Genomic DNA, 26,412 nt, shown 5'->3' with positions numbered 1-26,412 from the left:
GATAGGTAAACCACCGAACGGTGGTAATCGTCCCGGCCAGCTTCGCAATGGGATCTATCAGCGGTATATCGCGCCTACGGTGGCGAGATCAGACCTGCTGGGGGCGGGGCGCGATGTTGTGGTTGAATCGGAAAAGATTCTCCGGATCGACGCGGGCCTTGATCTCGGCCAGCCGGGCGAAAGTGGCCGGTTCATAGCCGCTTTCGGCGAGATTCGCGGTGTCGGGACTGGCCAGAAAGTTGAGATAGCGCCGCCCGGTGCCCCAGGCCGCCATGCCGTCCACGACGAGAGGGGGCCGGTTGTCGGGCAGCGAGAGGGTCGACAGCGCGAAGGCGGCGTCCCGGTGGTCGACGGCGTTGGGTGTCTTCGACGGCCGGCCGGCCGCGCCGCCCAGATGCCGCAGCTCCACGGCCAGGTCGATGCAGTCGGCGCTCGGGCCGGCCAGCTCCAGCAGCGCGCGCACGGCCGCCTCGTCCAGCTCGCGGAGCATCATCGACCGCTCGCTGTACGGGATCGGCTCGGTGGGGTCGTTGTGGATCTCTCCGCACCTCGTGTACGGCATGTCGGCCAGCGTGTCGACGACCAGCGGACCGGCGGCGCGCAGCGAACCGGCCAGCTTGTCGCCGTCCTCTGCCGAGCCCAGGTAGGCGATCCGGACGTGCACGGTCAGCCGGCCGCGCAGGAAGGGCGGGACCGCCTCGACGTCCGGCAGCCGCAGCAGCGCCAGCGAGGAGGTGAGTTCCTCGGGCACGGCCGCGGCCCACTCGCGCCAGGCGTGCAGCACGTCCGCGGCGGCCTCGCCGGCGAAGAACAGCCCGCCGCCGTACAGCCGCGACACCGGGACGAGGCCGAACTCGAGGGCGGTGACGACGCCGAAGTTGCCCTTGCCGCCGCGCACGGCCCAGAAGAGGTCGGTGTCCTGGTCGGCGGTGGCCCGGTGCGACCGGCCGTCGGGCGTGACGATCTCCAGGGCGGTGACGTGGTCGGCGGCGTAGCCGTACTTGCGGGCCATCAGCCCGAGCCCGCCGCCGAGCGTGTAGCCGATCACCCCGGTCAGCGGGGAAGAGCCGTTGAGCGGCGCCAGGCCGTGCTCGGCGGCCGCCTCGATCACCTCGAACCACTGCGTGCCGCCCTCGACCCGGGCCGTTCGCGCGGCCGGGTCGATACTGACGCCGCGCATCCCGCGGGTGCTGATCAGCAGTCCGCCGTCCGCCGCGGTCGACGGTCCGTGGCCGGTGGCCTGGACGGCGATCGGCATCCTGCGGGCGGCGGCGAAGGACACGGCCTCGCGCACGTCCTCGGCTCCCGCCACGACCGCCATCAGGTCCGGGGAGTGCTCGGTGATCTGGTTGAACCCGTCCAGTTCCGGGGCGAAGTCGTCGTCTCCCGGAAGCAGGACCCGGCCCCGGAGCAGTCCGGAGAGCTCCGCCGCGTACGGCTTCTCGATGCTCTTGCCTGTCGTCATCCTCAGTCCTCCCGGACCCGGTCGTTTGGCGGGACGGAAAGACTCTTTCAACCGCGAGGGCCGTGTCCCACCCCCCGTTTGAGGAGGATGTGGCGACCGGCCGCCGGGCAGGGCCCGGCGGCCTTCACCGTTACGGGAGGGAGGCGACCCCGTCGAGGATCCTGTGCCCCGCGGCCGTCTCGCCCCGCATCGCCGCGCCGAGCTCTTCCATGTCCTCGTGGACGAGCGCCTGGGGTCCGTCGCACAGTGCGGCCGCCGGGTCGGGGTGCACGTCGACGATGACCCCGTCGGCGCCGACGGCCAGCGCCGCCCGGGTCAGGGGAAGCACGAGGTCGCGCCGCCCGCCCGAGTGCGAGGGGTCGACGATGACGGGAAGGTGCGACAGCCGCTGGACGACGGGCACGGCGGAGATGTCCAGGGTGTTGCGGGTGGCCGTCTCGAACGTCCGGATGCCGCGTTCGCACAGCACGATGTCGAGGTTGCCGCGTTGCGCCACGTACTCGGCGGCCATCAGCCACTCCTCGATGGTCCCGGACATCCCCCGCTTGAGCATGACCGGCTTGCCCACGTCGCCGACGGCCTGCAGCAGCGCGAAGTTCTGCGCGTTGCGGGTGCCGATCTGCAGCATGTCGGCGTACGAGGCGACCAGTTCGACGTCGTGGGCGTCGACCACCTCGGTGACGACGGGCAGGCCGGTCTCGGCGCGCACGTCGGCGAGGATTCTCAGCCCGGCCTCTCCCAGGCCCTGGAACGCGTAGGGAGAGGTCCTGGGCTTGAAGGCACCGCCCCGCAGGATGGTCGCGCCGGCCGCCCGGCCCATCAGCGCCGCCCGCAGCGCCTGCTCCGGCGTCTCCACCGCGCAGGGCCCGGCGATCAGCGTCGGCGCGCCGGGACCGATCGGCGCCCCGCCCACCCGGACCACCGAGCGGTCGGGGTGGCTCTGCCTGCTGATCAGCTTGTACGGCACCGAGATGCGCACCACCTCGGCGACCCCGCGCAGGGCGCCGAGGCTGAGCGTCCCGAACTGCTCGATGTCGCCCACCAGTCCGACGACGGTACGGCTCGTCCCGCGGCTGACGAAGGCCTCGCCACCCGCCGACTCGACCCGCGCGACGACCGCGGCTAGGTCCGACGCCGTGGCCTGCGGCGCCATCACGATCACCATGTCTCAACCCCGGACAACGGCCTGCCCCCAGTCCTCGTCGGGCCCGAACAGCTTGCGTGGCTTCATGGCGTCCAGCTGCTCCGCGAGCAACGCGGTCGGCACCAGCGTGCCCCCGGGCACCGCCCCGGCCACACAGGGCACGTCGAGCTCCGCCTCGACGGACGCGGCGAGCGAAGCGGCGGCCTCTGCGCCGCCCGGACCGGACGCCTCGAACTCGACGACCAGGCGGTCCCGTTCGGCCCTGGCCCGCCAGAACAGCACGCCGTGGGAGGCGGGCAGCCGGTAGACCATCTCCTCCACCTGGATCTGCCCGAGACGCCGCCCGGCGACCGTGTAGCCCTGGCCGAGCCGGCCCATGACCCGCACGGTGGGGAGCTTCCACCCGCAGGGGCAGTCCTCGTACCGCAGTTCCACCAGGTCCTCGAGGTTGTAGCGCACCAGCGGCATCGCCTCGCGGTACAGCGGGGTGATGACCAGCTGCCCGGCGCCCTCGGCGGCGATCTCCCCGGTCTGCGGGTCGTAGATCTCCGGCAGTACCCGGTCGGCCCAGAAGTGCATCCGGCCGTACGGACAGTCACTGCCCAGCGGTCCGACCTCGGTGCAGCCGTACTCCTCGATCACCGGGGCGCCCCAGATCTCCTCGATCCGGCGGCGGCGCGCGTTGCTCATGGGTTCGCCCGCCACGTACAGCGCCCGCAGCGACTTGAAGGAGTCGGCGGAGCAGCCGGCGGCCTTGGCCGCCGCGACCCACAGCAGGCTCTCGCTCGGCGTCGACCAGGTCAGCGTCACCTCGAGGTCGCGCAGCACGCGCACGACCCGCGAATAGGGCACCGCGAGCGAGCGGCAGTCGCCGGGGACGACGGTCGCGCCGCTGCGCATGGCGGCCCAGTGGGCCATGTGCCCGGCGAGCACCAGCCCGTAGGGGATGCGCACCAGCATGGTGTCCTCGGGACCGAGCGGGACGGTCTTGCGGACGAATCGGTCGGCCAGGTCGGTCCACTCCGCCTCGGTGAAGTAGGCGGGGGTCGGGTTGCCGGTGCTGCCGCTGGACTCGTGGTAGGAGGCCAGGCGCTCCCTGGGCACGGCGAGCATGCCGAAGGGGTAGCTGTCGCGCAGGTCCGACTTCCCGGTCAGGCCCACCGTGGACAGCTCCTGCCCGGCCTCCAGACGCCCGGCGTAGAACGGCGAGCCGAGAGCGTGCCGCAGCGTCGGCTCGATCCGCTCCCGCTGGAGCGCCCGCAGTTCGTCGAAGGACTCCCAGTCGCCGATGGCCGGCAGTGTGCCGGCCGCCGGACCGGAGGCGGCCGCTTCGGCGTTCAGGGCGACGGTCACAGGTCCCCTCCCGCCCGAGCGGCCTCGGTGATGGCGCCAGAGGCGATCATCTCCACGACCGCGGCGATGTCGCCGTCCATCTGCCGGTCCGTGGCGGCGAAGGGGACCTCCTTGCGGATGCGCGCGTGCACGGCCCTGGTGCGGGGGCTCATCTCGTCGATCCCGCGCAGCTCGACGGCCTGACAGGCGGCGAGGAGATGGATGGCCGCGACCTCACGGGTCAGTTCGATCACGTTGCGCGCGTCGCGTGCCGCGATCGGGGCCATGCTGACCTTGTCCTGGTTGTGGGCTTCGGTGGAGCGGGAGAACGTGGAGGCCGGGCCCGCGTGCTTGAGCGCCTCGGCGGTGAGCGACGAGCTCGCGATCTGCATGCCCTTGAAGCCGTGCTGGAGCCCGGCCTCGGTGTCGTCGTCGTCCACCCGGGCGATCAGGTTCGGGGTGAGGCCGTTGTTGAACTTCTCGTCGACCAGGAGCGCGAGCTGCCGGTCGAGCAGGTCGGCGACGCCGGCGACGGCCGTCTTCAGCGAGTCCATCGCGGTGACGACGTGCCCGCCGTAGAAGTTGCCGCCGCTGTACACGGCGCCCGTGGAGGGGTCGAACAGCGGGTTGTCGCTGGAGGAGTTGATCTCCACCGTCATCCAGGTGCGGACCCAGTCGAGCATGTCCCGCAGCACGCCGTTGACGTGCGGCGCGCAGCGCAGTGAGTAACGGTCCTGGATGCTGCGCGCGAGCTTCTGGTAGTGCCGGCCGTCCAGCGGGACGTTCAGGTCGACGACCTGGTCGTATGTCATCGCCAGCGAGGAGCCGTCGAGCATCTCGTGGATGAACGCGGCGCTGGCGCCCTGGCCGCCGTGCGGCTTCTCGTTGTGGATGAACGGAGCGTAGTGGCCCCGGTTGCCGAGCATCCCCTCGCTGGCCAGCGCGGTGCAGATGTCGGCCACGTCGGCGAGTTCGGCCGCCGCCTCGGTGTTCAGGACGGCGAACGCCGCGCTGAAGGAGGTGCCGTTGATCAGCGCCAGCCCGTCCTTGGCCTCCAGCGTCACCGGTTCGAGGCCCAGCTCGGCCAGCACCTCCGCGGCCTGGCGGGTCTCGCCGCGGTGGCGCACCTTGCCCTGGCCGGTCAGGGCGTAGGCGAGGTAGCAGAGTGGGACGAGGTCACCACTGGCGCCGACCGAACCGCGCTCGGGGACGGTCGGCAGGATGTCGTGCCGGAGGAAGTCCAGCAGCAGGTCCACGACGGGGAGACTGACGCCGGAGTTGCCCCGGGCCAGGCAGTTGGCGCGGATCAGCACGGTGGCGCGCACGACCTCGTCGGAGGCCAGCGGGCCGGTTCCGTTCAGGTGGTAGCGGATCAGCTCGTTCTGCAGTCGCGCGGTCTTCTCCGGTGATATCTGCCGGTTGACGCTGTCACCGAAACCCGTCGTCACCCCGTAAATGGGCTTGCCGGTCGCGAGGATCTCCAGCTTCAGGTTCCGGGAGGCGTTCATCGCCCGCAACGCGTCCTCGGAGACCGCGAATTCCGAACCTTCGCGGGATGCGGCGGCCACGGTCTGGGCGATGCTCAGGCCGTGCCCGTCAATCTTCATGGTCGTCACTTTGTGGACACCTTTCTAGCCGGTTGCCCACGAGTCTTGACCGCTGATGTTTCCCGTCGATATCGGAAACCGGCCGCACGCGATACGCGGATGAGACACCGAAGATACGCGCCCTCTTCAGTGTTGATCCAAGACCGGCACGGAGAAATGAGGAACCCCCATGATCTCCAACGGCGCGTTCGGCAGGCGACTTCGCCTGCGGCGCCTCTACCGAAACGACTCCGAACGGCTGTTGATCGTGCCGCTGGACCATTCGGTGAGTCAGGGACCGATCACCGGCGGCGAGGGGATCGACGCACTCGTGGGCCGACTGGCCGTCAACCGGGTGGACGCGATCGTCCTGCACAAGGGCAGTCTCCGGCACGTCGATCCCGCCTGGTTCGGCAGCACCTCGCTCATCGTCCACCTGAGCGCCAGCACCGTGCACGCTCCCGACCCGGACGCCAAGTACCTGGTGGCCGGCGTCGAGGAGAGCCTGCGGCTGGGCGCGGACGCGGTGAGCGTCCACGTCAACGTGGGCTCGGACGGCGAGCAGCGGCAGATATCCGATCTGGCGGCGGTCGCCGAGGCCTGCGACCGCTGGAACGTACCGCTGCTGGCGATGATGTACCCCCGAGGCCCCAGGATCAGCGACCCGCACGACCCCGCGCTGGTGGCGCACGCGGTGACCCTGGCCGCCGATCTCGGTGCCGACCTGGTGAAGGCCCCGTACGTCGGCTCGGTGACGGAGATGAAGGAGATCGTCGCCCGCTCTCCCGTCCCGGTCATCACCGTCGGCGGTCCGCGCAACGACGACGAGGGCCAGGTCCTTGCCCACGTCAGCGAGGCGCTGAGCGCCGGCGTCGCGGGCGTGGCCATGGGCCGCAACGTTTTCGAGGCGCCCGATCCCGGCGTCATGGCCGCGAAGCTGGCCGACCTCATCCACAGTGAGTGATCTCTAGGAGCCCTGCACATGAAGCTCAGTTGGCTGGACATCCGAGGCGTCGACGAGGCGCGGGACGCCATCGTCCAAGAGGCGCTGCACCAGCGGATCGACGGCATCGTCGCGGCGGACCCGGCGTCCCTGGAGGGCCTGCCCCCGACCGTCACCAAGGTGCTGTTCCCCCGTGGCAAGACCCTCCCGGAGGACTTCGGCGAGGCCACCGTGGTCATCGTGGACCCCGACTTCCACAAAATCACCCCCGCCGAGCTGCGGCTCGCGCACCCGGGGCTGGAATTCGGCCGGTTCGTGGAGATCACCGACGCGAAGACGCTGGAGGACGCCTGTCAGTCGGCGCGCACCGAGCAGTGGAGCCTGCTGCTCTTCCGCGACCCGACCAAGATCCCGCTGGAGATCGTCATCGCGGCGTCCGCCGCCGCCCGGGGCAGCCTGATCACGGTGGCGGCCGACGTCGAGGAGGCCGAGATCATCTTCGGCGTGCTGGAGCACGGCTCCGACGGCGTCATGATGGCGCCCCGCAAGGTCGGCGACGCCACCGCTCTGAAGACCGTGGTCAACGCCGAGACCCCCGACCTGGCCCTGACCGAACTGGAGGTCGTCGGCACGGAGCACGTCGGCATGGGCGAGCGTGCCTGCGTCGACACCTGCACCTACTTCCGCGAGGACGAGGGCATCCTGGTCGGGTCGCACTCCAAGGGCATGATCCTCTGCGTCAGCGAGACACACCCGCTGCCGTACATGCCGACCCGCCCGTTCCGGGTGAACGCCGGCGCCATCCACTCGTACACGCTGTCCAAGGACGGCCGGACCAACTACCTCAGCGAGCTGAAGGCCGGCAGCAAGGTCGTGGCGTCCGACGTGGAGGGCCGCACCCGGCTCGTCACCGTCGGCCGGGTCAAGATCGAGACCAGGCCGCTGATCTCGGTGAACGCGGTCTCCGCCGACGGCCGCGAGGTCAATCTGATCCTCCAGGACGACTGGCACGTGCGGGTGCTCGGCCCGGGCGGCAAGGTCCTCAACAGCACCGAGCTCAAGCCCGGCGACAAGGTGCTCGGCTTCCTGCCGACGGAGGACCGGCACGTCGGCTACCCCCTCGACGAGTTCTGCCTCGAGACGTGACGTAGTGGACGCGCTCCTGTACGTCCCGGTCCGGGCCGGCGACCTCGATGGCGCGGTGGCCGTCGTGCGCACCGCCCGGCCGGGCGCCGGCCAGGAGCGGGTCGGCCTCGCCTTCACCGGCGAGGAACGGCTCCACGCCGCGCTGGGACCCACCCAGCGGTGGATCCGGTTGTCCCGGCCCGCACTCCTGGCGCTGCTCCGGCCACTGGGAATCGAGCACATCCGGCTCGACCCGCTGTACGTCGGACCGGAAATGCCGAGGATGCCGGAGGCGACCGGCCCGCCGGCCGTGGTCATCCGCGAGGACGGGCCCGTCCTGGCCGGTCCGCGGCGGTACGCGCAGTGGCTGCCGGACGAGGTGTGGTGACGGTCGGTTCCGGCCGCCGTCACCGGTCCGCAGCCGCCAAGTAGCGTACGGTGGTGGCAGGTTGGGACAGGCAAGGTTCACCTCATCATCCGCAGACCACCCCGGAACGGAGTGCCGGAGAGATGCCTACTGCGCCCGGTCGCGACGAACTCCTCTTACGTGCCGGACGTGCGGACAGCCCGCACACGCTGTTCAGCACGCTCGCGACGCAACTGCGCAGGGCGGTCCCGTACGACGCCGCCGTCTGGCGGGCCACCGACCCGGAGACCGGCATGATCACGTCGCCGATCTTCGCGGAGAACATCGAGGATCACAGCTGTGCCGTCTACTGGCAGTACGAGCTGTTCACGGAGAAGATCAACCTGTTCCGGGACCTCGCGCTGGCGCCGGTGCCGGTGGCCAGCCTGTGGGCGACCACGGAGGGCGAGCCCGAGCGCAGCTCCCTGTACCGGGGTTTTCTGGCGCCGCGCGGGGTGCACGACGAGTTGCGGGCCGTGCTGCGGGTGGACGGCCGCCCCCACGGGTACGTCTCCCTGTTCCGGGAGAAGGGGCGGCCCGAGTTCTCCACCGGGGAGCGCAGGTTCGTAGAGGACCTGGGCACGCCGGTCGCCCGCCTGATCAGGGCGTACGCCAAACAGCGCCCCGAACCCTCCGGCGCGGCTCTGACCGGCACCGGGCTGCTGCTGTTCGACGCCGAGGGAGCCCTCGTCTCGGTCAACGACGAAGCACGGCGCTATCTGGAGGAGATGCCGCAGGGCCCCGCATCGCTCACCGCGCTCGGTCTGCGCATACCCCTGTGGGTGCACGGCACCGCGATGCGGGCCAGGGCGATCGCCGAGGAGCGCGGCGGTGACACCGCGCGGATCAGGATGCGCACCCGCACCGGCCGCTGGCTCGTGTGCCACGCGTCCTGCCTGCGGGAGGCGGACGGACGCCTGGGCGTCTCCGCGGTGATCATCGAACGCGCCCCGGTCTCCGACGTCACGCCGCTCGTCGTGCAGGCCTACGAGCTGTCGGAACGGGAGCTCGAGGTCACCCAGCGGGTGGCGCGCGGCCTGTCGACCAGCGGGATCTCCGAGGAACTCCACCTGTCGCCGCACACCGTGCGCGACCACATCAAGGCGATCTTCGAAAAGCTCGGCGTGTCCAGCCGCGGCGAGTTGGTGGGCCGACTGTTCACCGAGTACTACCAGCCCATGGGCCCTTCCGCCACCGGCCGGCGGAGTTAGGCCCCGGTCCGCCGCCGCGGACCGGACCGGGCGCCGGACCCGGGCCCGGCGCGCCGAAGGAACCGGCACAACCCAAAGAAACCGACCGCGCTGCGGCCCCGCACGGGCCGCCGTCCGAGCGGCCGTGCCCGCGCGCGTCCACGGCCGTGCGCAGGGGCCGGCCTGTGCTCGGACCGGCCGCGGAGCAGCTACCAGGAAGTGACGATGCCGACCTCACCCATGCCGTACGGCGCCCCGCCGTATGCGCCGCCCTGGGCCGACGGCCCGGAATTCACCGTTCTGCTGGGCCCGGACTACTCGGGCAAGTCGTCGGTGCTGCGGCGTCTCGCCGACCGCGGTTCGTGGACGGTGGTCACCTGCGACCAGGAACCGCTCGACACGGACTACCCGTTGATCGGCCGAGCCCGCCGGGAACTGCTGTCCGAGGCCCTGAGGGCGCCGGCCGGACGCTACTCGCCCGACATCCTCCTCACCCTGGTGCAGCTGGCCGTGGTGCACATGCGCGACCGCGTGACCGGCGCACCGCCCGGACGGCCGGTGATCGTGGATTCCTATTACCTGAAGATCATGGCCAAGTGCGCGCTGCTCGGATACGCCAATCCGTCGCTGTTCTCCTGGTGGCGCTCGTTCCCGCAGCCCGACCGGGTCGTCTACCTCGACGTTCCGTCCGCCGTCGCCTGGGAACGCAGCGGGCGGGGAGCGGCGCTGAACCCGATGGAGCACTACGGCGACACGCCCACCGAGGAAGCGTTCACCCGGTTCCAGGACGATCTGCGCGACATGCTGCACACAGAGGTGGCGGGCATGAAGGTGACCACCCTCGAACACGGTTGCGGCATCGACCGCGCCGTCGACGCCGTCGTGCACGCGACGGGGCACCGGGCCGGTGTCTGACATGGCGGAAGAACTGTTCCCCGCCTACCGGGAAAGGGTGCTGGCCGAGCGGGACGGGCTGCGGAAGGCGCTCGGCGACGTGCGGGCGGCACAGGACGGCGCCCTGCGGCACTTGCTGACCGCGAACGCCGACACCGACTTCGGGCGCCGGCACGGATTCGCCCGCTGCCGGGGGGTCGACGACTTCCGCGCGGCCGTCCCCATCGCCGACTACGAGGACCTCGGACCGTGGATGGAGGCCGCCGCCGCCGGCCGGCCGAACGTGCTGAGCGCCGATCCCCCCGTGGTCTTCTTCAAGAGCAGCGGCAGCACCGGCGACAGCAAACGGATACCGGTCACCCGGGAGTTCATGCGGACCTGCTTCTTCCCTCCCTACTACGCCGCCTGGGCGAACATCGTCGAGCACCACCCGGAAGCCGTCCGCAGGCCCGATGCCACGCTCAACCTCAAGCACGACCCCGCGCCCGCTCCGGCCGCGACCCGCTCCGGCCACCCCCATCTCGGCGCCAGCCAGGTCGACTTCGGCCGGGCCTTCGGTGAGCGGCTGGCGGCGGAACCGGGCAGCCGCGCCCCCTGGAGCACCCTGCCGTCCTTCGTGGACCCGGCCGACCACCTCCAGCGCAGCTACGTACGGCTGCGCGCCGCCATGGCGCACGACGTGCGCTGCGTCATCGGCATCAACCCCGCCGCGGTGGCCGCGCTGCCCCATCAACTCGTGCAGTGGTGGCCGCGCCTGGTCAAGGACCTGCACGACGGCACGGTCGACGGCCACCCGGGACCCGCGCCCGACCCGGAGCGCGCCAGGCTCCTGGACGGGCTGGCCGATCGCGCCGGCGCCCCGCTGCCCGCCCATGTCTGGCCGCGCATGGAAGTGCTGTTCTGCTGGACCACCGGACTGGCCTCGCTCTACCTTCCCCGGCTGCGCGAGGCGTTCGGGCCCGGGGTGAGCGCGCTGCCCGCCCCCGCGGCGGCTTCGGAGGGCTTCGTCGCCGTGGCGCTGGACCGGCATCCCACCGCCGGCTCGCCCGCGGTCACCGGCGGGCTGCTGGAATTCGTCGACGCCGACGACGAACTGTCGCCCGGCAGCGACACGCTGCTCTGCGACGAACTGGTGCCGGGCGGCGAGTACCACGTCGTCCTCAGCCATGTCGGCGGCCTCTACCGGTACGCCCTCGGCGACGTCGTGCGTGTCGTGGACCGGGTCGCGGGCGTGCCCCGGCTCGAGTACGCCGGCCGGCGCACCCTGTCCGACGCCGCCGGTGAGCGGCTGCGCGAGGGGCACGTGGTCAGTGCGCTGCACGGCGCGACGGGTGCCACCGGCCTGGAGATCCGCAACGCCACCTGCCGGGTGACCGGGCGCCCCGCGCGGCCGGGCCCGCCGGAGCCCGGCGCGGACGGCCCGCAGCGGTACACCTTCGCCGTGGAACCTTTCGGCCGCTGGTCGCACGAGGAGACCCAGGCGTTCGCCCGGGCCCTGGACAGCGCGCTCGGCGGGCGGTCCGGTGGATACCGGGCGGCTCGCGCGAGCGCCCGCCTCGGCGCTCCCGACCTGCGCCGCGTCGCGCCCGGCGGCTTCGCCGCCGACTGGCAGGCCAGGGTCGCTCAGGGCACGCGGCCGGCCCAGGTGAAGGACCGGGTCTTCCAGAACGACGACGCCGCGTTGCGCCGGCTGCTCGACGCCTGAGCGGGCCCGCACCAGCCGGGCGCCGGCAGTACCGGCGGACGGTTCAGGCGGTCGTCGCCTCCCCGGCGTCCGGCACCCCTTCCCCTCTTCAAGGAGCATGCGTGGAAACACTCGACGCGGTCGCCAGGACCTCCCTCCTGACGGCGGCACTGCGGGCCCAGGAGAGCCGGCGCCCGGACCGGTTGTTCCGGGACCCGTTCGCCGCCCGGCTGGCCGGCGTCCTCGGCACCGACCTGTTCGGCCGGATCGGCGACGCCACCCGGCCGAACCGCACCGGCCCCGCGGAGCCCGTACCGAGCACGTTCGCCTACAACGCCATCAGGACCCGGTACTTCGACGACTTCCTGCTCGCCCGCGTCGCGGAGGCCGACCGCCCCCAGGTCGTGATCGCCGCGGCCGGCATGGACACCCGGGCCCACCGGCTGCCCTGGCCGCGCCCGGTCGACGTCTACGAACTCGACCGCGCGGACGTCCTCGCGGCCAAGGAGTCGGTGCTGCGCGCCGAGCCGCCGCCCCCTCGGGCGACCCGGCACCGGGTCGGTGCCGACCTGCTCGGCCCGGACTGGACCGCCGCGCTCACCGAGGCCGGCTACGACCCCGGCCGGCCCTCGATCTGGCTGCTCGAAGGATTCCTCTACTACCTCACGGAGGACCAGGTCGGCCAGGTGCTGTGCCGGGTGCGGGACGCCGCCGCGCCCGGCAGCACGGTCGCCGCTGACCTGGTCAGCGCGACTGCCCTCACCGCACCCGCCGTCGCGCCGCTGCTCGCCGTGTTCGAGACCTGGGGCTGCCCGTGGCTGTCCGGGCACGACGAGCCGGAGGCGCTCTTCGCCCGGTACGGCATCGAGGCGACGGTCCTGCAACCCGGCGAGCCCGGCGCCGACTTCGGCCGCTGGCCCGACCCGGTCCCCCCGCGGAACGCTCCCGGGGTCGGGCGCGTCTTCCTCGTCCACGGCCGGCGCCGGTGACCGCGCCCCGCACCAGGGTGCTGATCGCGCCGGTCACCGTCACCCCCACCAAGGCACTCGGACTCAGCCACCTCAAGGGGCTGCTGTGGGTGGACGTGATGTACCGCGCCACGCGGATGCTCGACGACCGCGACGTCGACTACCTCTACAGCAACACGGCCTTCAACGGCACCCGGCAGACCGCCGGCTTCTGGGAGTACCTCGACCGCGTCCACGGCGACGCCGATCCGAGCACGGTCACCGAGGACGAAGCGGGCCTGCTCTACACGGAGTTCCAGGCCCGAGCCGACCCGCCCGGCGACGCGGCCCTGCTGCCGTACGTCCGCGCCGTCGAGCAGACCGGCTGGACCCACCCGGTGAGCCGACGGCTGCTGGAGCTGTGGCGCGGCCACTTCGCCTGGCTGGGCATGCACGACCCGGGCCTCACCGCGACACGGCGGCCGGCGCTCGAGTTCGAGGAGACGGTCGAACGGCTCGCCAAGCACGGACTCTGCCTGGACACGCGCGACGACGGCGGCCCCGTCTACCTGGACGCCACCGCCCAGGGGCTGCCCCTGCGCCCCGCCACGTCCGCCACCGGCCGCCCCAACTACCTGGGCTGCGCCCTGCGCGATCTGCTGCCCGCGGTGGAGGAGTACGACGAGATCGTCCTGCTCCACGACCGCGAGCTGACGCAGGACTACGTCCTGCTGCAGAAACTCCTCGGTGCGCTCGGCGGCGCCCGTGCGCACCGGGTCTGCCTCGACCGGGTCCCGCTCGACGGCGCGGTGCGCTCCAGCCGTCACGGCGTCGCCCACGCGCACACCGTCGCGGGGCTGGCCGGCGCGCTGCGGGACCACGCGTCACCGGAGGCCGTCCGGCTCGGCATGAGGCTGTACTTCGTCGCCGGGCTCGGCAAGGGCCCGAACGGGCAGTCCTACCGCGAGGACCTCCTGCGCCAGACCGTCGAGCGCGCCGCCGCACTGCTCGCCCGCGAGGACCCGCCGTCCGCCCCGGAGGCCCCGGAGTTCGTACGCCGGCAGACCGGCGGGCGGCCGCACGTGGACCCCTACCGGCTCACCTCCGCGCTGCTGCGCAGGCACCAGCGGGTGCCGCTGCGCGCCGTGGCCTCCGCCGTCTACCTCTGACCGCCCGGCAGAAGGAGCGACGCCCATGTTCACCCAGCGGTACCTCCAGGAGCACGCCGAGCGCCGCGTCCACGGCCGGGCCCCGCACGCGGGCCCGGTGCCCGAGCCGGGCCGGACGGCCGTGACGGTCGTGCTGCGGCGCTTCGCGCCCACGACGTTCGCGCGCTCCGCGGTGCGCTACACCCTGAACCTGCCGGACACCCTGAGCGAGCCCTGGCTGCGCGCGTACACCCGCACGGTCTTCCTCTCCGGCAACCCCGACAACCTCCGTCCGCGATTCGCCTTCCACCACGTCAGCGCGGACGGCGCCATGGCGTGGACGCTGCCCGAGGACACCGGCGAAGCCCCGCCGCTGCGGCGCCTGCTGCGGCTCTTCCCCGCGGCCGCCCTGCCCTCGCTGCCCGCCCGGATCGAGATCCCGCCCCAGGCCGACGCCGGCCCGGACGCTCGCACGGTCCGGCTCGACGTCGTCACCACCCGGGTGTCCCTCGCCGACTACCTCGTGCACGTCCACCACACCCTGGCCGAGGCGGTCCTGAGCGGGCTGATCGGCGCGGGCACCGGGGTCGTGCTCCGGCACCTGCCCCGACTCGACCCGGCCGAGGGGCCCTACGCCATGCTGCGGGTCGTCCCCGACCGCGACGCGGCCGACGGCCGGCTGCGCGCCTGCGCGGGTGTCGCCGCGGCGGCCCCGGCGTCCGCTCACGGCTGACCGGCACCCTCGTCGACATCGCCGGCGATCACCCTCGGTTACTATGCTCACTTCATGCCCGAAGCCGGCGGCAGGGGAAGGACGGCCCTCGACGGACTGCCGGGGAGGCGGGAGGATCGGCATGGTGGCCGGCCTCGCCCGGATTCTCCCCAGGGCTGAGGACGAGCCGGTCCCTTTGTGCGGGACCGCAGGAGGGCGCCATGGGTTTCAAGGCCGACAGGGGCGACGGGATGGGAAAATGCTGAGGAGAGTCACTGCCACTCGCTATGTCGAGCCCCTGCATACCGGCGGCTCCGTCCCCGGCGTCGTCGAGGCCGACGACCTCGGCACCTACGTCGTGAAGTTCACCGGGTCCGCGCAGGGCCGCAAGGCGCTGGTCGCCGAGGTGATCGTCGGTGAGCTGGCCCGTGAGCTCGGGCTGCGCGTCCCCGAGCTGGTCCTCGTGCGCTTCGCCCCGTCCATCGCCGCCGGCGAACCGCACCAGGAGGTGCGGGACCTGCTGGACGCCAGCGCGGGACTCAACCTCGGCATGGACTACCTGTCGGGCGGCGCCGACTTCACGCCCGAGGTCGCGGAGGTGTTCCCGGTGGACCCGGGGGAGGCCGGCCGCGTCGTCTGGCTGGACGCCCTCACCGTGAACGTCGACCGCACGGTGCACAGCTCCAACCTGATGGTCTGGCCCACCCTCGGTATCGCCGCCCCGCGCCTGTGGCTCATCGACCACGGGGCGGCCCTCGTCTTCCACCACCGCTGGGGCGCCTCCCCGCCGGAGAAGGCGTACGACTTCCGCCACCACGCGCTCGGCCACTCCGCGCCCGACGTCCGGGCCGCCGACGCCGAGCTGGCGCCGAAGATGACGCGGGAGCTGCTGCACGAGGTGGTGGCGCGGGTGCCGGAGGTGTGGCTGACCCCAGAGGCCGGCTTCGGCACACCGGAGGAGGTCCGGGACGCCTACGTCGGCTACCTGCACGCCCGCGTCCGGGCCTCCCACGACTGGCTGCCCAGCGGCTTCCCGACCCGCGAGGAGCTCGCCGCCGAGAACGCGGCCCGTGCCGCGCGTACCCGGCGGGGACGTCCCGACTGGCTCAAGCGCGTACCCGACCTGCACGGCAAGCCGCCCGCGGAGCAGGACTGGTCCGTGCACCTGGGCTGACCCGGCCTACGTCGGCGCCCCCGGTGCTGTGCGGTACCGGGGGCGCGAACGGGCCTGCACCGAGTCGGGCGTCAGCCCTTGAGCTGCTCGTACGCCGGCAGGGTCAGGAAGTCGGCGTAGTCCTCGTCGAGGGAGACGGTGAGCAGCAGGTCGTGGGCCTGCTGCCAGTCGCCGGCGGCGAAGGCCTCGTCGCCGATCTCGGCGCGGATGTTCGCCAGCTCCTCGGCGGCGACCTTGCGGGCCAGCTCCGCGGTGACCTGCTCGCCGTTGTCGAGGACGACCTCCGCGTTGATCCACTGCCAGATCTGCGAGCGGGAGATCTCGGCGGTGGCCGCGTCCTCCATCAGGTTGAAGATGGCCACCGCGCCGAGGCCGCGCAGCCACGCCTCGATGTAGCGGATGCCCACCTGCACGGCGTTGACCAGACCCGCGTACGTCGGCTTGGCGTCCAGGGAGTCGATCGCGATCAGGTCGGCGGCCTTGACGTCGACGTCCTCGCGCAGGCGGTCCTTCTGGTTCGGCTTGTCGCCGAGGACCTTGTCGAAGGACTCCATGGCGATCGGGACCAGGTCGGGGTGGGCGACCCAGGAGCCGTCGAAGCCGTCGCCGGCCTCGCGGTCCTTGTCGGCGCGGACCTTCTCGAAGGCCACCTTGTTGACCTCGGCGTCCCGGCGGGACGGGATGAACGCCGCCATGCCGCCGATCGCGTGCGCGCCCCGCTTGTGGCAGGTGCGGACGAGGAGTTCGGTGTACGCCCGCATGAACGGGGCGGTCATCGTCACCGCGTTGCGGTCCGGGAGGACGAACTTCTCGCCGCCGTCACGGAAGTTCTTGACGATGGAGAAGAGGTAGTCCCAGCGGCCGGCGTTCAGACCGGAGGCGTGGTCGCGCAGTTCGTAGAGGATCTCCTCCATCTCGTACGCGGCCGTGATCGTCTCGATCAGGACGGTGGCGCGGACGGTCCCCTGCGGGATGCCGACGTAGTCCTGCGCGAAGACGAACACCTCGTTCCAGAGCCGGGCCTCCAGGTGCGACTCCGTCTTCGGGAGGTAGAAGTACGGCCCCTTGCCGAGGTCCAGCAGGCGCTGCGCGTTGTGGAAGAAGTACAGGCCGAAGTCGACCAGCGCGCCCGGCACCGGCCGGCCGTCGACCTGGAGGTGGCGCTCGTCGAGGTGCCAGCCGCGCGGGCGCATGACGACCGTCGCCAGCTCCTCGTCCGGGCGCAGGGCGTACGACTTGCCGGTGCGCTCGTCGGTGAAGTCGATGCTCCGGGTGTAGGCGGATGCCAGGTTGAGCTGGCCGAGGACGACGTTCTCCCAGGTCGGCGCGGAGGCGTCCTCGAAGTCGGCGAGCCAGACCTTTGCGCCCGAGTTGAGGGCGTTGATCGTCATCTTGCGGTCGGTGGGGCCGGTGATCTCGACCCGGCGGTCCTGCAGCGCGGCCGGAGCGGGGGCCACCTTCCAGGAGTCGTCCGCGCGGACGGCGGCGGTCTCCGGGAGGAAGTCGAGCGTGGAGGTGCGGGCGATCTCGGCGCGGCGCTCAGCACGGCGGGCGAGGAGCTCGTCACGCCGGGGCGTGAACCGCCGGTGCAGCTCGGCCACGAAGGCGAGCGCCGCATCGGTGAGGACCTCCTCCTGCCGGGGCAGGGGCTCGGCGTCGACGATGGCCAGCGTGGACGGCGCTGGTGCGGACATGAGCTGTCACTTCCTTCAGCGGTGGCACCGGGTGCCAACGAGCACGTATGGGGCATAGCGCACCCGTTGTGCGGTCGGGTGCTTCTGGTCAGTGGATAGTAGTTTCCTCATCGTGGAACTTCAATGGTTTGTTGATGTCGAGATTCTCTGAGTCGAGGGAAGGTGGCGCCCAGTGCCACGCTCCTCACTCAAGGTGGCGCAGGTCGGCCTCGGTGTCGATGTCGTACGGCCGCGCCACGTCCCCGCACTCCACGAGCGCGATCTCCGCCTCGTGGTCCCTCAGGTAGGCGCGTGCCCCCCGGTCGCCGGTGGCAGTCGCGGAGATTCCCGCCCAGTGTGCGGCGCCGAGGAGGACGGGATGTCCGCGCACGCCCGCGTACACCGCCGAGGCGAGCGACGATTCGTCCCGGTATCCGGCACGCACGCGTGTCATCGCCTCCGCGCCGATGCCGGGCTGGTCCACCAGCGAGACCAGTGCGGCCCGGGTGCCCGTCCCGGCCAGTGAACCGAGCCCGGCACGCAGTGACGACCCCATGCCCTGCTCCCAGCCGGGGTTGTCCACGACGACGCACCCGTCGAGCGTCGCCGTCGCCCGCGCGCGTACCTCCTCCGCCCGCGCTCCCAGTACGACGTGCACGCGGGCGCAACCGGCCGCGCGCAACGCCGTGATCGCGTGTTCGACGAGCGGATGTCCGCGGTGTTCGAGCAGCGCCTTGGGGCGTCCGCCCAGTCGCCGCCCGCCCCCGGCGGCGAGCAGCAGCCCCGCTACCTGGCCTTCGTTGTCGGTCATGCGTCCTGCATACCTGACCGCCCGCCGGACGCTCCGGCGTGCGCGGGGTTTAGGAAGACTGAAATTCGGTCCGCGCGGTGGCGCGTCCGGTACGAGGTGGCGTTTACTGGCCCGCGTCCCCGGCGCCCGACCCGCGTCAGGGGCGCTCGGCACGATCACCAGGTAGGGGCGCACAACGGGGTGCGAGGGGGTACGGCTGTGTTGCGGAGCTTGGGGCAGAGGCAAGTGACCGTCGGTGACGAGGACGTGAGGGTGGCGGCACTGCGGACCGCGGTGTCCCGGTTGCGCCGCCAACTCGCCCTGCTGCCTGCCGACTTCCCGGACCGGGCCATCGCGGAGGACGAACTCGCCGATCTCGCCGCGATGACGAGCCACGGTGTCCCCGAGGTGCCGCGGCTGCACCGGGCCCTGTTGCTGATAGCCGGCGCGATCGGCTCCGTCAGCGCCCTGTCCCGGGGGCTGACGGAGGTTCGTCACGCCGTGGAGCTGTTCGGCGACCCTCCGCGCCGCTGAGTCCCGCGCCACCGAGTCCCGCGCCGCGGGTGCGGGCGGCGCGGGTGCGGGCGGCGCGGGTGCCGGCTACGCGGCCGGGTTGCCGTTCGAGGTGAGCAGGGCTTCCGACAGCTCCGCCGCCACCTGCTGGAGCAGCGGCACCATCCGGTCGGTCGCGGCCTCCGTGACCCGGCCGGCCGGGCCGGAGATCGAGATGGCGGCCGCGGTGGGGGAGTTCGGCACGGAGACGGCCAGACAGCGGACACCGATCTCCTGCTCGTTGTCGTCGATCGCGTACCCCTGGCGCCGCACGTCCTCCAGTGCCGCGATGAAGCCGTCCGGCGTGGTGATCGTCTTCTCGGTCGCGGCCGGCATCCCGGTCCGGCCCAGCAGGGCCCGCACCTCGTCCGCGGGGAAGTCCGCGAGCAGCGCCTTGCCGACGCCGGTGGAGTGCGGCAGGACGCGTCGGCCGACCTCGGTGAACATGCGCATGGAGTGCTTGGACGGCACCTGGGCGACGTACACGATCTCGTCCCCGTCGAGCAGCGCCATGTTCGCCGTCTCGCCGGTCTCCTCGACCAGGCGGGCCAGGTGCGGGCGGGCCCAGGTGCCGAGCAGCCGGGCGGCGGACTCGCCGAGCCGGATCAGCCGAGGGCCGAGCGCGTAGCGGCGGTTGGGCTGCTGGCGTACGTATCCGCAGGCCACGAGCGTGCGCATCAGGCGGTGGATGGTCGGCAGCGGCAGCCCGCTGCTCGCGGAGAGCTCGCTGAGGCCGACCTCGCCGCCCGCGTCCGCCATCCGTTCGAGCAGGTCGAAGGCGCGCTCCAGGGACTGGACGCCGCCTGAGGCGGACCTGGCGGAGTCGGTGGTGCTGGCGCTGGACGTCGGCACGGCACGTTCCTTTCGAGGCTGGCGGGGAGAAAGAAGCGTACCCGGCGGCCGGTTGACTACCGGCTTGTACGTAGCTACGTTCTGCTTGCTGGAATTCTAATTCCGCTTTGTGGAAACGTCCAGGGTGGACCCGCTGGGCATGCCCGCACAAAGGGTGCCTCTTGACGGCGCGGAAGCGGGAATGAAGACTCCTTCAACAGAACGTTGAAATCAGCGGCAGAAAGTGAGGTCCGGGTGTCCGAAGCCGAACTGGTGCTGCGCTCGACGCGCGTCATCACTCCCGAGGGGATACGCGCCGCGTCGATCGCGGTGACCGGGGAGAAGATCACAGCCGTCCTGCCGTACGACGCCCCCGTCCCGGCGGGCGCCCGGTTGGAGGACGTCGGCGACCACGTCGTCCTGCCCGGCCTGGTCGACACCCACGTGCACGTGAACGACCCCGGCCGCACCGAGTGGGAGGGCTTCTGGACCGCCACCCGCGCCGCGGCGGCCGGCGGCATCACCACCCTCGTCGACATGCCGCTCAACTCCATCCCGCCGACCACGACGGTCGAGAACCTGCGCACCAAGCGCGAGGTCGCCGCCGACAAGGCGCACATCGACGTCGGCTTCTGGGGCGGTGCCCTGCCCGACAACGTCAAGCACCTGCGCCCGCTGCACGAGGCCGGGGTCTTCGGCTTCAAGGCCTTCCTGTCGCCGTCGGGCGTGGACGAGTTCCCGCACCTCGACCAGGAGCAGCTCGCCCGGTCCCTGGCGGAGATCGCGGCCTTCGACGGCCTGCTGATCGTGCACGCCGAGGACCCGCACCACCTGGCCGCGGCCCCGCAGCAGGGCGGCCCGGAGTACTCCCACTTCCTCGCCAGCCGTCCGCGCGACGCCGAGGACACCGCGATCGCCACCCTCCTCGCCCAGGCGAAGCGGCTCAACGCGCGCGTGCACGTGCTCCACCTGTCCTCCAGCGACGCCCTGCCGCTGATCGCCGACGCCCGCGCCGAGGGCGTACGGGTCACGGTCGAGACGTGCCCCCACTACCTCACCCTCACCGCCGAGGAAGTGCCGGACGGCGCGAGCGAGTTCAAGTGCTGCCCGCCCATCCGCGAAGCCGCCAACCAGGACCTGCTGTGGCAGGCGCTGGCGGACGGCACCATCGACTGCGTGGTCACCGACCACTCGCCGTCCACCGCCGACCTCAAGACCGACGACTTCGCCACCGCCTGGGGCGGCATCGCCGGCCTCCAGCTCAGCCTGCCGGCCATGTGGACCGCGGCCCGCGAGCGCGGTCTGGGCCTGGAGGACATCGTGCGCTGGATGTCGACGCACACGGCGCGCCAGGTGGGGCTCGACGGGCGCAAGGGCGCCATTGCGGCCGGCCACGACGCCGACCTCGCGGTCCTCGCCCCCGACGAGACCTTCACCGTCGACCCGGCCGCCCTCCAGCACCGCAACCGCGTCACCGCGTACGCGGGCAAGACCCTGTACGGGGTCGTGAAGTCCACCTGGCTGCGCGGACGGCGCGTCGTGGCGGACGGCGCGTTCACCGAGCCGAAGGGACGGCTCCTCACCCGGCCCTGACAGGTCCGGACCTCCTGAATCCAGATCATCCCGAACGACCCGGAAGGAACACCTGATCACCGTGACGGCCCAGCAGAATCCCTCGTTGGCCAGCTTCACCGGCGACGCGAACCCCTACGGAGGCGGCGACCCGTACGCGGACTACCGCACCGCCGACCTCCCCTTCACCCAGTACGCCAACCTTGCCGACCGGCAGCTCGGCGCGGGTGTCGTCGCCGCCAACGACGAGTTCTTCGCCCAGCGCGAGAACCTGCTGGTGCCCGAGCCCGCCGAGTTCGACCCCGAGCACTTCGGGCACAAGGGCAAGGTCATGGACGGCTGGGAGACCCGCCGGCGGCGCGGCGTCTCGGCCGAGCAGCCCTGGCCGACCGAGGACGACCACGACTGGGCGCTGATCCGCCTCGGCGCGCCCGGCGTGATCCGCGGCATCGTCGTCGACACCGCCCACTTCCGCGGCAACTACCCGCAGGCGGTCTCCGTCGAGGGCGCCTCGGTCGCCGGCTCCCCGTCGCCCGAGGAACTGCTCGCGCACGACGTGAAGTGGACGACCCTCGTCCCGCGTACCGCGGTCGGCGGCCACGCGGCCAACGGCTTCGCCGTCTCGGCCGAGCAGCGCTTCACCCACCTCCGGCTCAAGCAGCACCCGGACGGCGGCATCGCCCGTCTGCGCGTGTACGGCGAGGTCGTCCCGGACCCGGCCTGGCTCACGGCCCTCGGCACCTTCGACGTGGTCGCCCTGGAGAACGGCGGCCAGGTCGAGGACGCCTCCAACCTCTTCTACTCGCCGGCCACCAACACCATCCAGCCGGGCCGCTCCCGCAAGATGGACGACGGCTGGGAGACCCGCCGCCGCCGCGACCGGGGCAACGACTGGATCAGCTACCGGCTGGTGGACCGCTCCCGGATCCGCGCGGTCGAGATCGACACGGCGTACCTGAAGGGCAACTCGGCCGGCTGGGCGTCGGTGTCCGTGAAGGACGGTGAGGACGGCGAGTGGCGCGAGGTACTGCCGCGCACCCGGATGCAGCCCGACACCAACCACCGCTTCGTCCTGCCCGAGGCGGCCGTCGGCACCCACGCGCGCGTCGACATCTTCCCCGACGGCGGCATCTCCCGGCTGCGCCTGTTCGGCTCCCTGACCGAGGACGGCGCGACCCACCTGGCCGCCCGCCACCAGGAACTCGGCGGCTGACGCACGAACGGACCGGCCGCCCCACCGGAACGGGGCGGCCGGCCCTCCCGGACCCGCGGGGCGCACCGGCTGGACAGCACCGGTGCGCCCCGCGCGTGTACGCCGGCGAGCGCGTGTGACCTACGCCGCGTGCCCGCCGTCCACGGCGAACTCCGCGCCCGTGACGTACGAGGCACCGGCCAGGTACGCCACCGTCGACGCGACCTCGTCCGCCGTGCCGAAGCGGCCCAGCGCCGTCATGGCCGCCTGCCCGTCCGCGTAGGGACCGTCCGCCGGGTTCATGCCGGTGTCGATCGGCCCGGGGTGCACGATGTTCGCCGTGATCCCCCGCGGGCCCAACTCCCTGGCCAGGGCCTTGGTCAGCCCGATCAGCGCCGACTTGCTCGTCGCGTACAGCGTTCCGCCGGGACCGGGCACCCGCTGGGTCATGCAGGTGCCGATCGTGATGATCCGGCCGCCCTCGGACATGCGGGACGCGGCCGCCTGCGAGGTCAGGAAGACCCCGCGCACGTTCACCGCCAGCAGCCGGTCCACATCGGCGAGCGACAGGCCCTCCAGCGGGCCCAGCAGGCCGAGGCCCACGTTGTTGACCAGCACGTCGAGGCCGCCGCTGAGTGCCCGCGCCGCCCGCTCCACCACCCCGGCCGCCTCGTCGGCGTCGGCGGAGTCCGCCCGCAGGGCGACCGCCCGGCGCCCCAGCGCCTCGACGGCCCGTACGACGTCCTCCGCCGCGTCCTTGCCGTTCACGTAGGTGAGGGCCACGTCCGCGCCGTCCCGCGCGAGCCGCAGCGCGGTCGCCGCTCCGATGCCCCGGCTGCCGCCCGTCACCAGGGCGGTACGGCCGCTCAGCGGCGCCGAGGAGTGAGTAACCGATTCCGTGTTCGTGTTCATGGGTCCATCCCAGCGGGCCGGACCTCCGCACGCTGGCGGCGAACGGACGTCGACCTGACCGATGCGTCTCGGCCTCGGCGGAGTCCGGTCCGGTTCGTCGACGAGGGCGTCTCGGCTCGCTTCGCACCACGGTGAACTCGCCGAAAACACATACGACTTACCGGGAAACTCCACGACCTTGTCATTGACATGCCACTGTCTACGCGCGTCATCATGAGGTCATGCGATTCCCCCCACGCGCCGCTCGGCTCGGCGCGGCAGCCGCAGTCCTGTCCGCCCTCCTCGTGGGCGGCACCGTCTCCGCGACCACGGCGGGCGCCGCCCCCGCCTCGGTCGGCGACATCTGCTACAGCGACCTGCCCTCGCAGGCGCACGACACGCTCGACCTGATCGAGCAGGGCGGCCCCTACCCCTTCGAACAGGACGGGACCGTGTTCCAGAACCGGGAGGGCATCCTGCCCGGCCGGTCCACCGGCTACTACCACGAGTACACGGTGATCACCCCCGGCTCCGACACGCGTGGTGCCCGCCGGATCGTCACCGGTGAGGCGTCCCAGGAGGACTACTACACGGCCGACCACTACGCCTCGTTCGACCTCGTCGACCACGGCTGCTGACGGCCTCGTCGGCTTCGGCCGCCGATGGCTGCGGCCATCCGATCAGGGAGCGGTCCCAGGGCCGGGGGCGGTCCCGGCCCCGGGTTCACCCGGCTCTCCGGCTCTCGGCGGCGGCGAACAGCGCGCCGCCGAGAGCGAGCAGCACGACACTCGCGTAGACCTCGTAGCCGTCGAGGAGACCGATCCGCTGCACCAGGCCCCAGTTCCAGTCCGTGAACTCGTGGACCAGACCCGCCACACCCTGAATCACGGCGATCAGGCCCAGGAACTCCAGCAATTCCTTCATGCCCCCGACTCTCGCCCCGCGGTCCCCCCACACGCATCGGCCGCGGGGCGAGCCCTGCCCGACGGAAGACGCCGTCCTGCAGGTCGCGGGACCGTCGAAAGTCGACGGTCCCGCGACTTTGGTCGCTGATCCCGCTCTCCCCGCCGTACCGGCCGCCGTCGCTGCGTAGATTTGTCGACTGTGAACACCGACAAGCAGGCCACGACACCGCCCGCCTTCGCGAGGCGGCGGTGGGTGCTGCCGGCGGCGCTGGTCGAGGACCTGTACCCGGAAGCGCGGCGGCCCGGCGGCCGGCCCCGGCGGACCGCGCGGGACTGGTTCGTCGATTTCGCGTGTTTCCTGCTGGCGGTCGTCATCGGACTGCTGGCCGCCGACGTACTCCAGGACGAACCGAACCTGTCACCGGCCATGGAGGTCGCCGACCAGGTCATCGGCGCCCTGGCCTGCGCCGCCGTCTGGTTCCGGCGCCGGTGGCCGGTCGGGCTGGCGGTGGCCATGGTGCCCGTCTCCCTGGTCTCGGCCACCGCGGGAGGCGCCGTACTCGCCTCCCTGTTCACGCTCGCCGTGCACCGGCCCTTCCGGTACGTGGCCTGGACCGGCGGTGCGAGCTTCGCCCTGACGCCCCTGTACTACTGGATGCGCCCGGAACCCGGCCTGCCCTACCTGGCGTCGCTCGTCATCGCCCTGCTGCTCACCGTCGCGATCATCGGCTGGGGCCTGCTCGTCCGGTCCAAACGCCAGCTCCTGCTGAGCCTGCGGGACCGGGCCAGGCGCGCCGAGACGGAGGCGCGACTGCGTGCCGAACAGGCGCAACGACTGGCCCGGGAGGCCATCGCCCGCGAGATGCACGACGTCCTCGCGCACCGGCTGACGCTGCTCAGCGTGCACGCGGGCGCCCTGGAGTTCCGGCCCGACGCACCCCGCGAGGACGTGGCCCGGGCGGCCGGTGTCATCCGGGAAAGCGCACACGAGGCGCTCCAGGACCTGCGGGAGATCATCGGCGTCCTGCGGGCGGGGGAGGCCGACGAAGGGGGCCGGCCCCAGCCGACGCTGGCGGCACTCGACGCGCTGGTCGCCGAGTCCCGTCAGGCCGGCATGAAGGTCGCCCTCACGGGCCGTGTCACCGACCCCGCCGCGGTTCCGGCCTCCGTCGGCCGCACGGCATACCGCATCGCCCAGGAGGCCCTGACCAACGCGCGCAAGCACGCCCCCGGCACCGAGGTCGCCGTCTCCGTCACCGGCGCTCCGGGCGACGGTCTCGTCATGTCCGTGCGCAACGCCCCGCCCGAGGGCGAGGTACCCGACGTGCCCGGCTCCGGGCAGGGCCTGATCGGGCTGACCGAGCGCGCCACGCTCACGGGCGGCACCCTGGTCCACGGACCCACGCCGGAGGGCGGCTTCGAAGTGCGGGCGCGGCTGCCGTGGGGGTGACGCGGGGCCCGCGACCGGACGGCCGTCGCCACAGCCGCCGCAGCGGCCAAGTCGACGACCGGCAACCATGATTACGTATGGGCCATGACTGCGATCAGACTGCTCCTCGTCGACGACGACCCGCTGGTGCGGGCCGGGCTGTCCTTCATGCTGGGCGGTACCGAAGACGTCGAGATCGTCGGTGAGGCCGCCGACGGCGACGAGGTGGAGGCGCTCGTCGACCGCACTCACCCCGACGTCGTCCTGATGGATATCCGGATGCCGGTGGTGGACGGTCTGACGGCCACCGAGCGGCTGCGGGGCCGCGCGGACGCCCCGCAGGTCGTCGTGCTCACCACCTTCCACGCCGACGAGCAGGTGCTGCGCGCCCTGCGCGCGGGCGCCGCCGGGTTCGTCCTCAAGGACACCCCGCCCGCGGAGATCCTCGACGCCGTGCGCAGGGTCGCGGCCGGCGACCCCGTCCTGTCGCCCGCCGTGACCCGGCGGCTGATGGAGCACGCGGCCGGTACCGCCGCCGACACCAGGCGCGCAAGCGCGCGTACGCGCGTCGCCGCCCTCAACGACCGCGAACGCGAGGTCGCCGTCGCGGTCGGCCGGGGCATGGCCAACGCCGCCATCGCGGCGCGGCTGTTCATGAGCGTCGCCACCGTCAAGACGCACGTCTCCCGCATCCTGGCCAAGCTCGACCTCGACAACCGGGTCCAGGTAGCTCTGCTCGTCTACGACGCGGGGCTGCTGGACGAAGCCGGGGAGGACGGGGAGGACGGGCAGGACGGGGAAAACGGGCGCGGGTGAGCGGGGGCCGG

The 26,412-nt window shown here is 72.3% G+C and carries 25 protein-coding genes; 16 read left to right on the top strand and 9 right to left on the bottom strand.

What is annotated here, in order from left to right; translation table 11 throughout:
• Window positions 1-88 precede the first annotated feature (88 nt).
• The 4 genes from bagG to bagA form a co-directional block, all read right to left on the bottom strand.
• Window positions 89-1,465: a bagremycin/ferroverdin biosynthesis FAD-dependent oxygenase BagG/FevA2 gene (bagG, locus tag ACZ4V1_RS18730; protein WP_468336887.1), complete on the bottom strand. Its 1,377-nt coding sequence runs from the start codon at window positions 1,463-1,465 to the stop codon at window positions 89-91.
• Window positions 1,466-1,595: 130 nt separating this feature from the next.
• Window positions 1,596-2,630, bottom strand: a complete 1,035-nt coding sequence (bagF, locus tag ACZ4V1_RS18725; RefSeq protein ID WP_468336885.1) for a phospho-2-dehydro-3-deoxyheptonate aldolase BagF/FevY — start codon at window positions 2,628-2,630, stop codon at window positions 1,596-1,598.
• A 3-nt stretch (window positions 2,631-2,633) separates the two neighbouring features.
• Window positions 2,634-3,962 carry a bagremycin/ferroverdin synthetase BagE/FevW gene (bagE, locus tag ACZ4V1_RS18720; protein ID WP_468336882.1) on the bottom strand — a complete coding sequence of 443 codons (1,329 nt, stop codon included), beginning with the start codon at window positions 3,960-3,962 and terminating at the stop codon, window positions 2,634-2,636.
• Window positions 3,959-5,548: a bagremycin/ferroverdin biosynthesis tyrosine ammonia-lyase BagA/FevW gene (bagA, locus tag ACZ4V1_RS18715; protein WP_468336879.1), complete on the bottom strand. Its 1,590-nt coding sequence runs from the start codon at window positions 5,546-5,548 to the stop codon at window positions 3,959-3,961. Before bagA ends, bagE begins: the two co-directional genes overlap by 4 nt.
• A 169-nt stretch (window positions 5,549-5,717) precedes the next feature.
• On the opposite strand from bagA, the gene bagB reads away from it, so the two are divergent.
• The 10 genes from bagB (at window position 5,718) to ACZ4V1_RS18665 (ending at window position 15,750) form a co-directional block, all read left to right on the top strand.
• Window positions 5,718-6,491: a bagremycin/ferroverdin biosynthesis DhnA-type aldolase BagB/FevI gene (gene bagB / locus ACZ4V1_RS18710; protein ID WP_468336876.1), complete on the top strand. Its 774-nt coding sequence runs from the start codon at window positions 5,718-5,720 to the stop codon at window positions 6,489-6,491.
• A gap of 18 nt (window positions 6,492-6,509) precedes the next feature.
• Window positions 6,510-7,616 carry a bagremycin/ferroverdin biosynthesis 3,4-AHBA synthase BagC/FevH gene (gene bagC, locus ACZ4V1_RS18705; RefSeq protein WP_468336872.1) on the top strand — a complete coding sequence of 369 codons (1,107 nt, stop codon included), beginning with the start codon at window positions 6,510-6,512 and terminating at the stop codon, window positions 7,614-7,616.
• A gap of 4 nt (window positions 7,617-7,620) precedes the next feature.
• On the top strand, window positions 7,621-7,983 hold the full coding sequence (locus ACZ4V1_RS18700) for an SAV_915 family protein (protein ID WP_468336869.1): 363 nt from the start codon (window positions 7,621-7,623) through the stop codon (window positions 7,981-7,983).
• 122 nt (window positions 7,984-8,105) lie between these two features.
• Entirely contained in the window at window positions 8,106-9,212 is a 1,107-nt protein-coding gene (gene bagY / locus ACZ4V1_RS18695) for a LuxR family transcriptional regulator BagY/FevT (RefSeq protein ID WP_468336865.1), read from the top strand.
• A gap of 204 nt (window positions 9,213-9,416) precedes the next feature.
• Window positions 9,417-10,106, top strand: a complete 690-nt coding sequence (locus ACZ4V1_RS18690; protein WP_468336863.1) for a dTMP kinase — start codon at window positions 9,417-9,419, stop codon at window positions 10,104-10,106.
• Between the two features lies 1 nt (window position 10,107).
• Complete coding sequence (locus tag ACZ4V1_RS18685; RefSeq protein ID WP_468336860.1) at window positions 10,108-11,790, top strand: GH3 family acyl-acid amido synthetase; 1,683 nt, start codon at window positions 10,108-10,110, stop codon at window positions 11,788-11,790.
• A 101-nt stretch (window positions 11,791-11,891) separates the two neighbouring features.
• Entirely contained in the window at window positions 11,892-12,758 is an 867-nt protein-coding gene (locus tag ACZ4V1_RS18680; protein ID WP_468336857.1) for a class I SAM-dependent methyltransferase, read from the top strand.
• On the top strand, window positions 12,755-13,885 hold the full coding sequence (locus tag ACZ4V1_RS18675; protein ID WP_468336854.1) for a hypothetical protein: 1,131 nt from the start codon (window positions 12,755-12,757) through the stop codon (window positions 13,883-13,885). Before ACZ4V1_RS18680 ends, ACZ4V1_RS18675 begins: the two co-directional genes overlap by 4 nt.
• Before the next feature lie 25 nt (window positions 13,886-13,910).
• Window positions 13,911-14,597 carry a DUF6182 family protein gene (locus tag ACZ4V1_RS18670; RefSeq protein ID WP_468336852.1) on the top strand — a complete coding sequence of 229 codons (687 nt, stop codon included), beginning with the start codon at window positions 13,911-13,913 and terminating at the stop codon, window positions 14,595-14,597.
• Between the two features lie 238 nt (window positions 14,598-14,835).
• Window positions 14,836-15,750, top strand: a complete 915-nt coding sequence (locus ACZ4V1_RS18665; protein WP_468336849.1) for a HipA family kinase — start codon at window positions 14,836-14,838, stop codon at window positions 15,748-15,750.
• Between the two features lie 71 nt (window positions 15,751-15,821).
• Here the strand turns inward: ACZ4V1_RS18665 and aceB are convergent, their stop codons facing one another.
• Both aceB and ACZ4V1_RS18655 read right to left on the bottom strand, forming a co-directional pair.
• Window positions 15,822-17,444 carry a malate synthase A gene (gene aceB / locus ACZ4V1_RS18660; protein WP_468336846.1) on the bottom strand — a complete coding sequence of 541 codons (1,623 nt, stop codon included), beginning with the start codon at window positions 17,442-17,444 and terminating at the stop codon, window positions 15,822-15,824.
• Window positions 17,445-17,628: 184 nt separating this feature from the next.
• Window positions 17,629-18,234 (bottom strand): nucleotidyltransferase family protein, encoded by a 606-nt coding sequence (locus ACZ4V1_RS18655; RefSeq protein ID WP_468336843.1) that lies wholly within the window; start codon window positions 18,232-18,234, stop codon window positions 17,629-17,631.
• Between the two features lie 198 nt (window positions 18,235-18,432).
• Here ACZ4V1_RS18655 and ACZ4V1_RS18650 point away from each other — a divergent pair, with 198 nt between their 5' ends.
• A complete protein-coding gene (locus ACZ4V1_RS18650; RefSeq protein ID WP_468336840.1) occupies window positions 18,433-18,747 on the top strand; it encodes a DUF5955 family protein in 315 nt (104 codons plus the stop codon).
• 66 nt (window positions 18,748-18,813) lie between these two features.
• Here ACZ4V1_RS18650 and allR read toward each other — a convergent pair whose 3' ends face one another.
• Window positions 18,814-19,617 (bottom strand): allantoin degradation transcriptional regulator AllR, encoded by an 804-nt coding sequence (gene allR / locus ACZ4V1_RS18645; RefSeq protein ID WP_468336837.1) that lies wholly within the window; start codon window positions 19,615-19,617, stop codon window positions 18,814-18,816.
• Window positions 19,618-19,851: 234 nt separating this feature from the next.
• Here allR and allB point away from each other — a divergent pair, with 234 nt between their 5' ends.
• Both allB and alc read left to right on the top strand, forming a co-directional pair.
• Complete coding sequence (gene allB / locus ACZ4V1_RS18640) at window positions 19,852-21,189, top strand: allantoinase AllB (RefSeq protein WP_468336834.1); 1,338 nt, start codon at window positions 19,852-19,854, stop codon at window positions 21,187-21,189.
• A 61-nt stretch (window positions 21,190-21,250) separates the two neighbouring features.
• The gene (gene alc / locus ACZ4V1_RS18635; protein WP_468336831.1) at window positions 21,251-22,381 is read left to right on the top strand and encodes an allantoicase; all 1,131 of its coding nucleotides are present in this window, start codon (window positions 21,251-21,253) and stop codon (window positions 22,379-22,381) included.
• A gap of 120 nt (window positions 22,382-22,501) precedes the next feature.
• Here the strand turns inward: alc and ACZ4V1_RS18630 are convergent, their stop codons facing one another.
• Window positions 22,502-23,272 carry an SDR family oxidoreductase gene (locus ACZ4V1_RS18630; protein WP_468336828.1) on the bottom strand — a complete coding sequence of 257 codons (771 nt, stop codon included), beginning with the start codon at window positions 23,270-23,272 and terminating at the stop codon, window positions 22,502-22,504.
• A 221-nt stretch (window positions 23,273-23,493) separates the two neighbouring features.
• Here ACZ4V1_RS18630 and ACZ4V1_RS18625 point away from each other — a divergent pair, with 221 nt between their 5' ends.
• Window positions 23,494-23,889 carry a guanyl-specific ribonuclease gene (locus ACZ4V1_RS18625; RefSeq protein ID WP_468336825.1) on the top strand — a complete coding sequence of 132 codons (396 nt, stop codon included), beginning with the start codon at window positions 23,494-23,496 and terminating at the stop codon, window positions 23,887-23,889.
• 85 nt (window positions 23,890-23,974) lie between these two features.
• On the opposite strand, the gene ACZ4V1_RS18620 is transcribed toward ACZ4V1_RS18625, so the two are convergent.
• A complete protein-coding gene (locus tag ACZ4V1_RS18620; protein ID WP_468336822.1) occupies window positions 23,975-24,175 on the bottom strand; it encodes a hypothetical protein in 201 nt (66 codons plus the stop codon).
• 171 nt (window positions 24,176-24,346) lie between these two features.
• Between ACZ4V1_RS18620 and ACZ4V1_RS18615 the strand changes: the two genes are divergently transcribed.
• Both ACZ4V1_RS18615 and ACZ4V1_RS18610 read left to right on the top strand, forming a co-directional pair.
• Window positions 24,347-25,606: a sensor histidine kinase gene (locus tag ACZ4V1_RS18615; protein ID WP_468336819.1), complete on the top strand. Its 1,260-nt coding sequence runs from the start codon at window positions 24,347-24,349 to the stop codon at window positions 25,604-25,606.
• A gap of 84 nt (window positions 25,607-25,690) precedes the next feature.
• Window positions 25,691-26,401, top strand: coding sequence for a response regulator transcription factor (locus tag ACZ4V1_RS18610; RefSeq protein WP_468336816.1), 711 nt, complete (start codon window positions 25,691-25,693; stop codon window positions 26,399-26,401).
• Window positions 26,402-26,412 lie beyond the last annotated feature (11 nt).

The organism is Streptomyces sp. NPDC028991, from assembly GCF_055564775.1.
The sequence above is the reverse complement of the archived record's forward strand: the minus strand, read 5'-3'. Positions and strand labels throughout refer to the sequence as shown.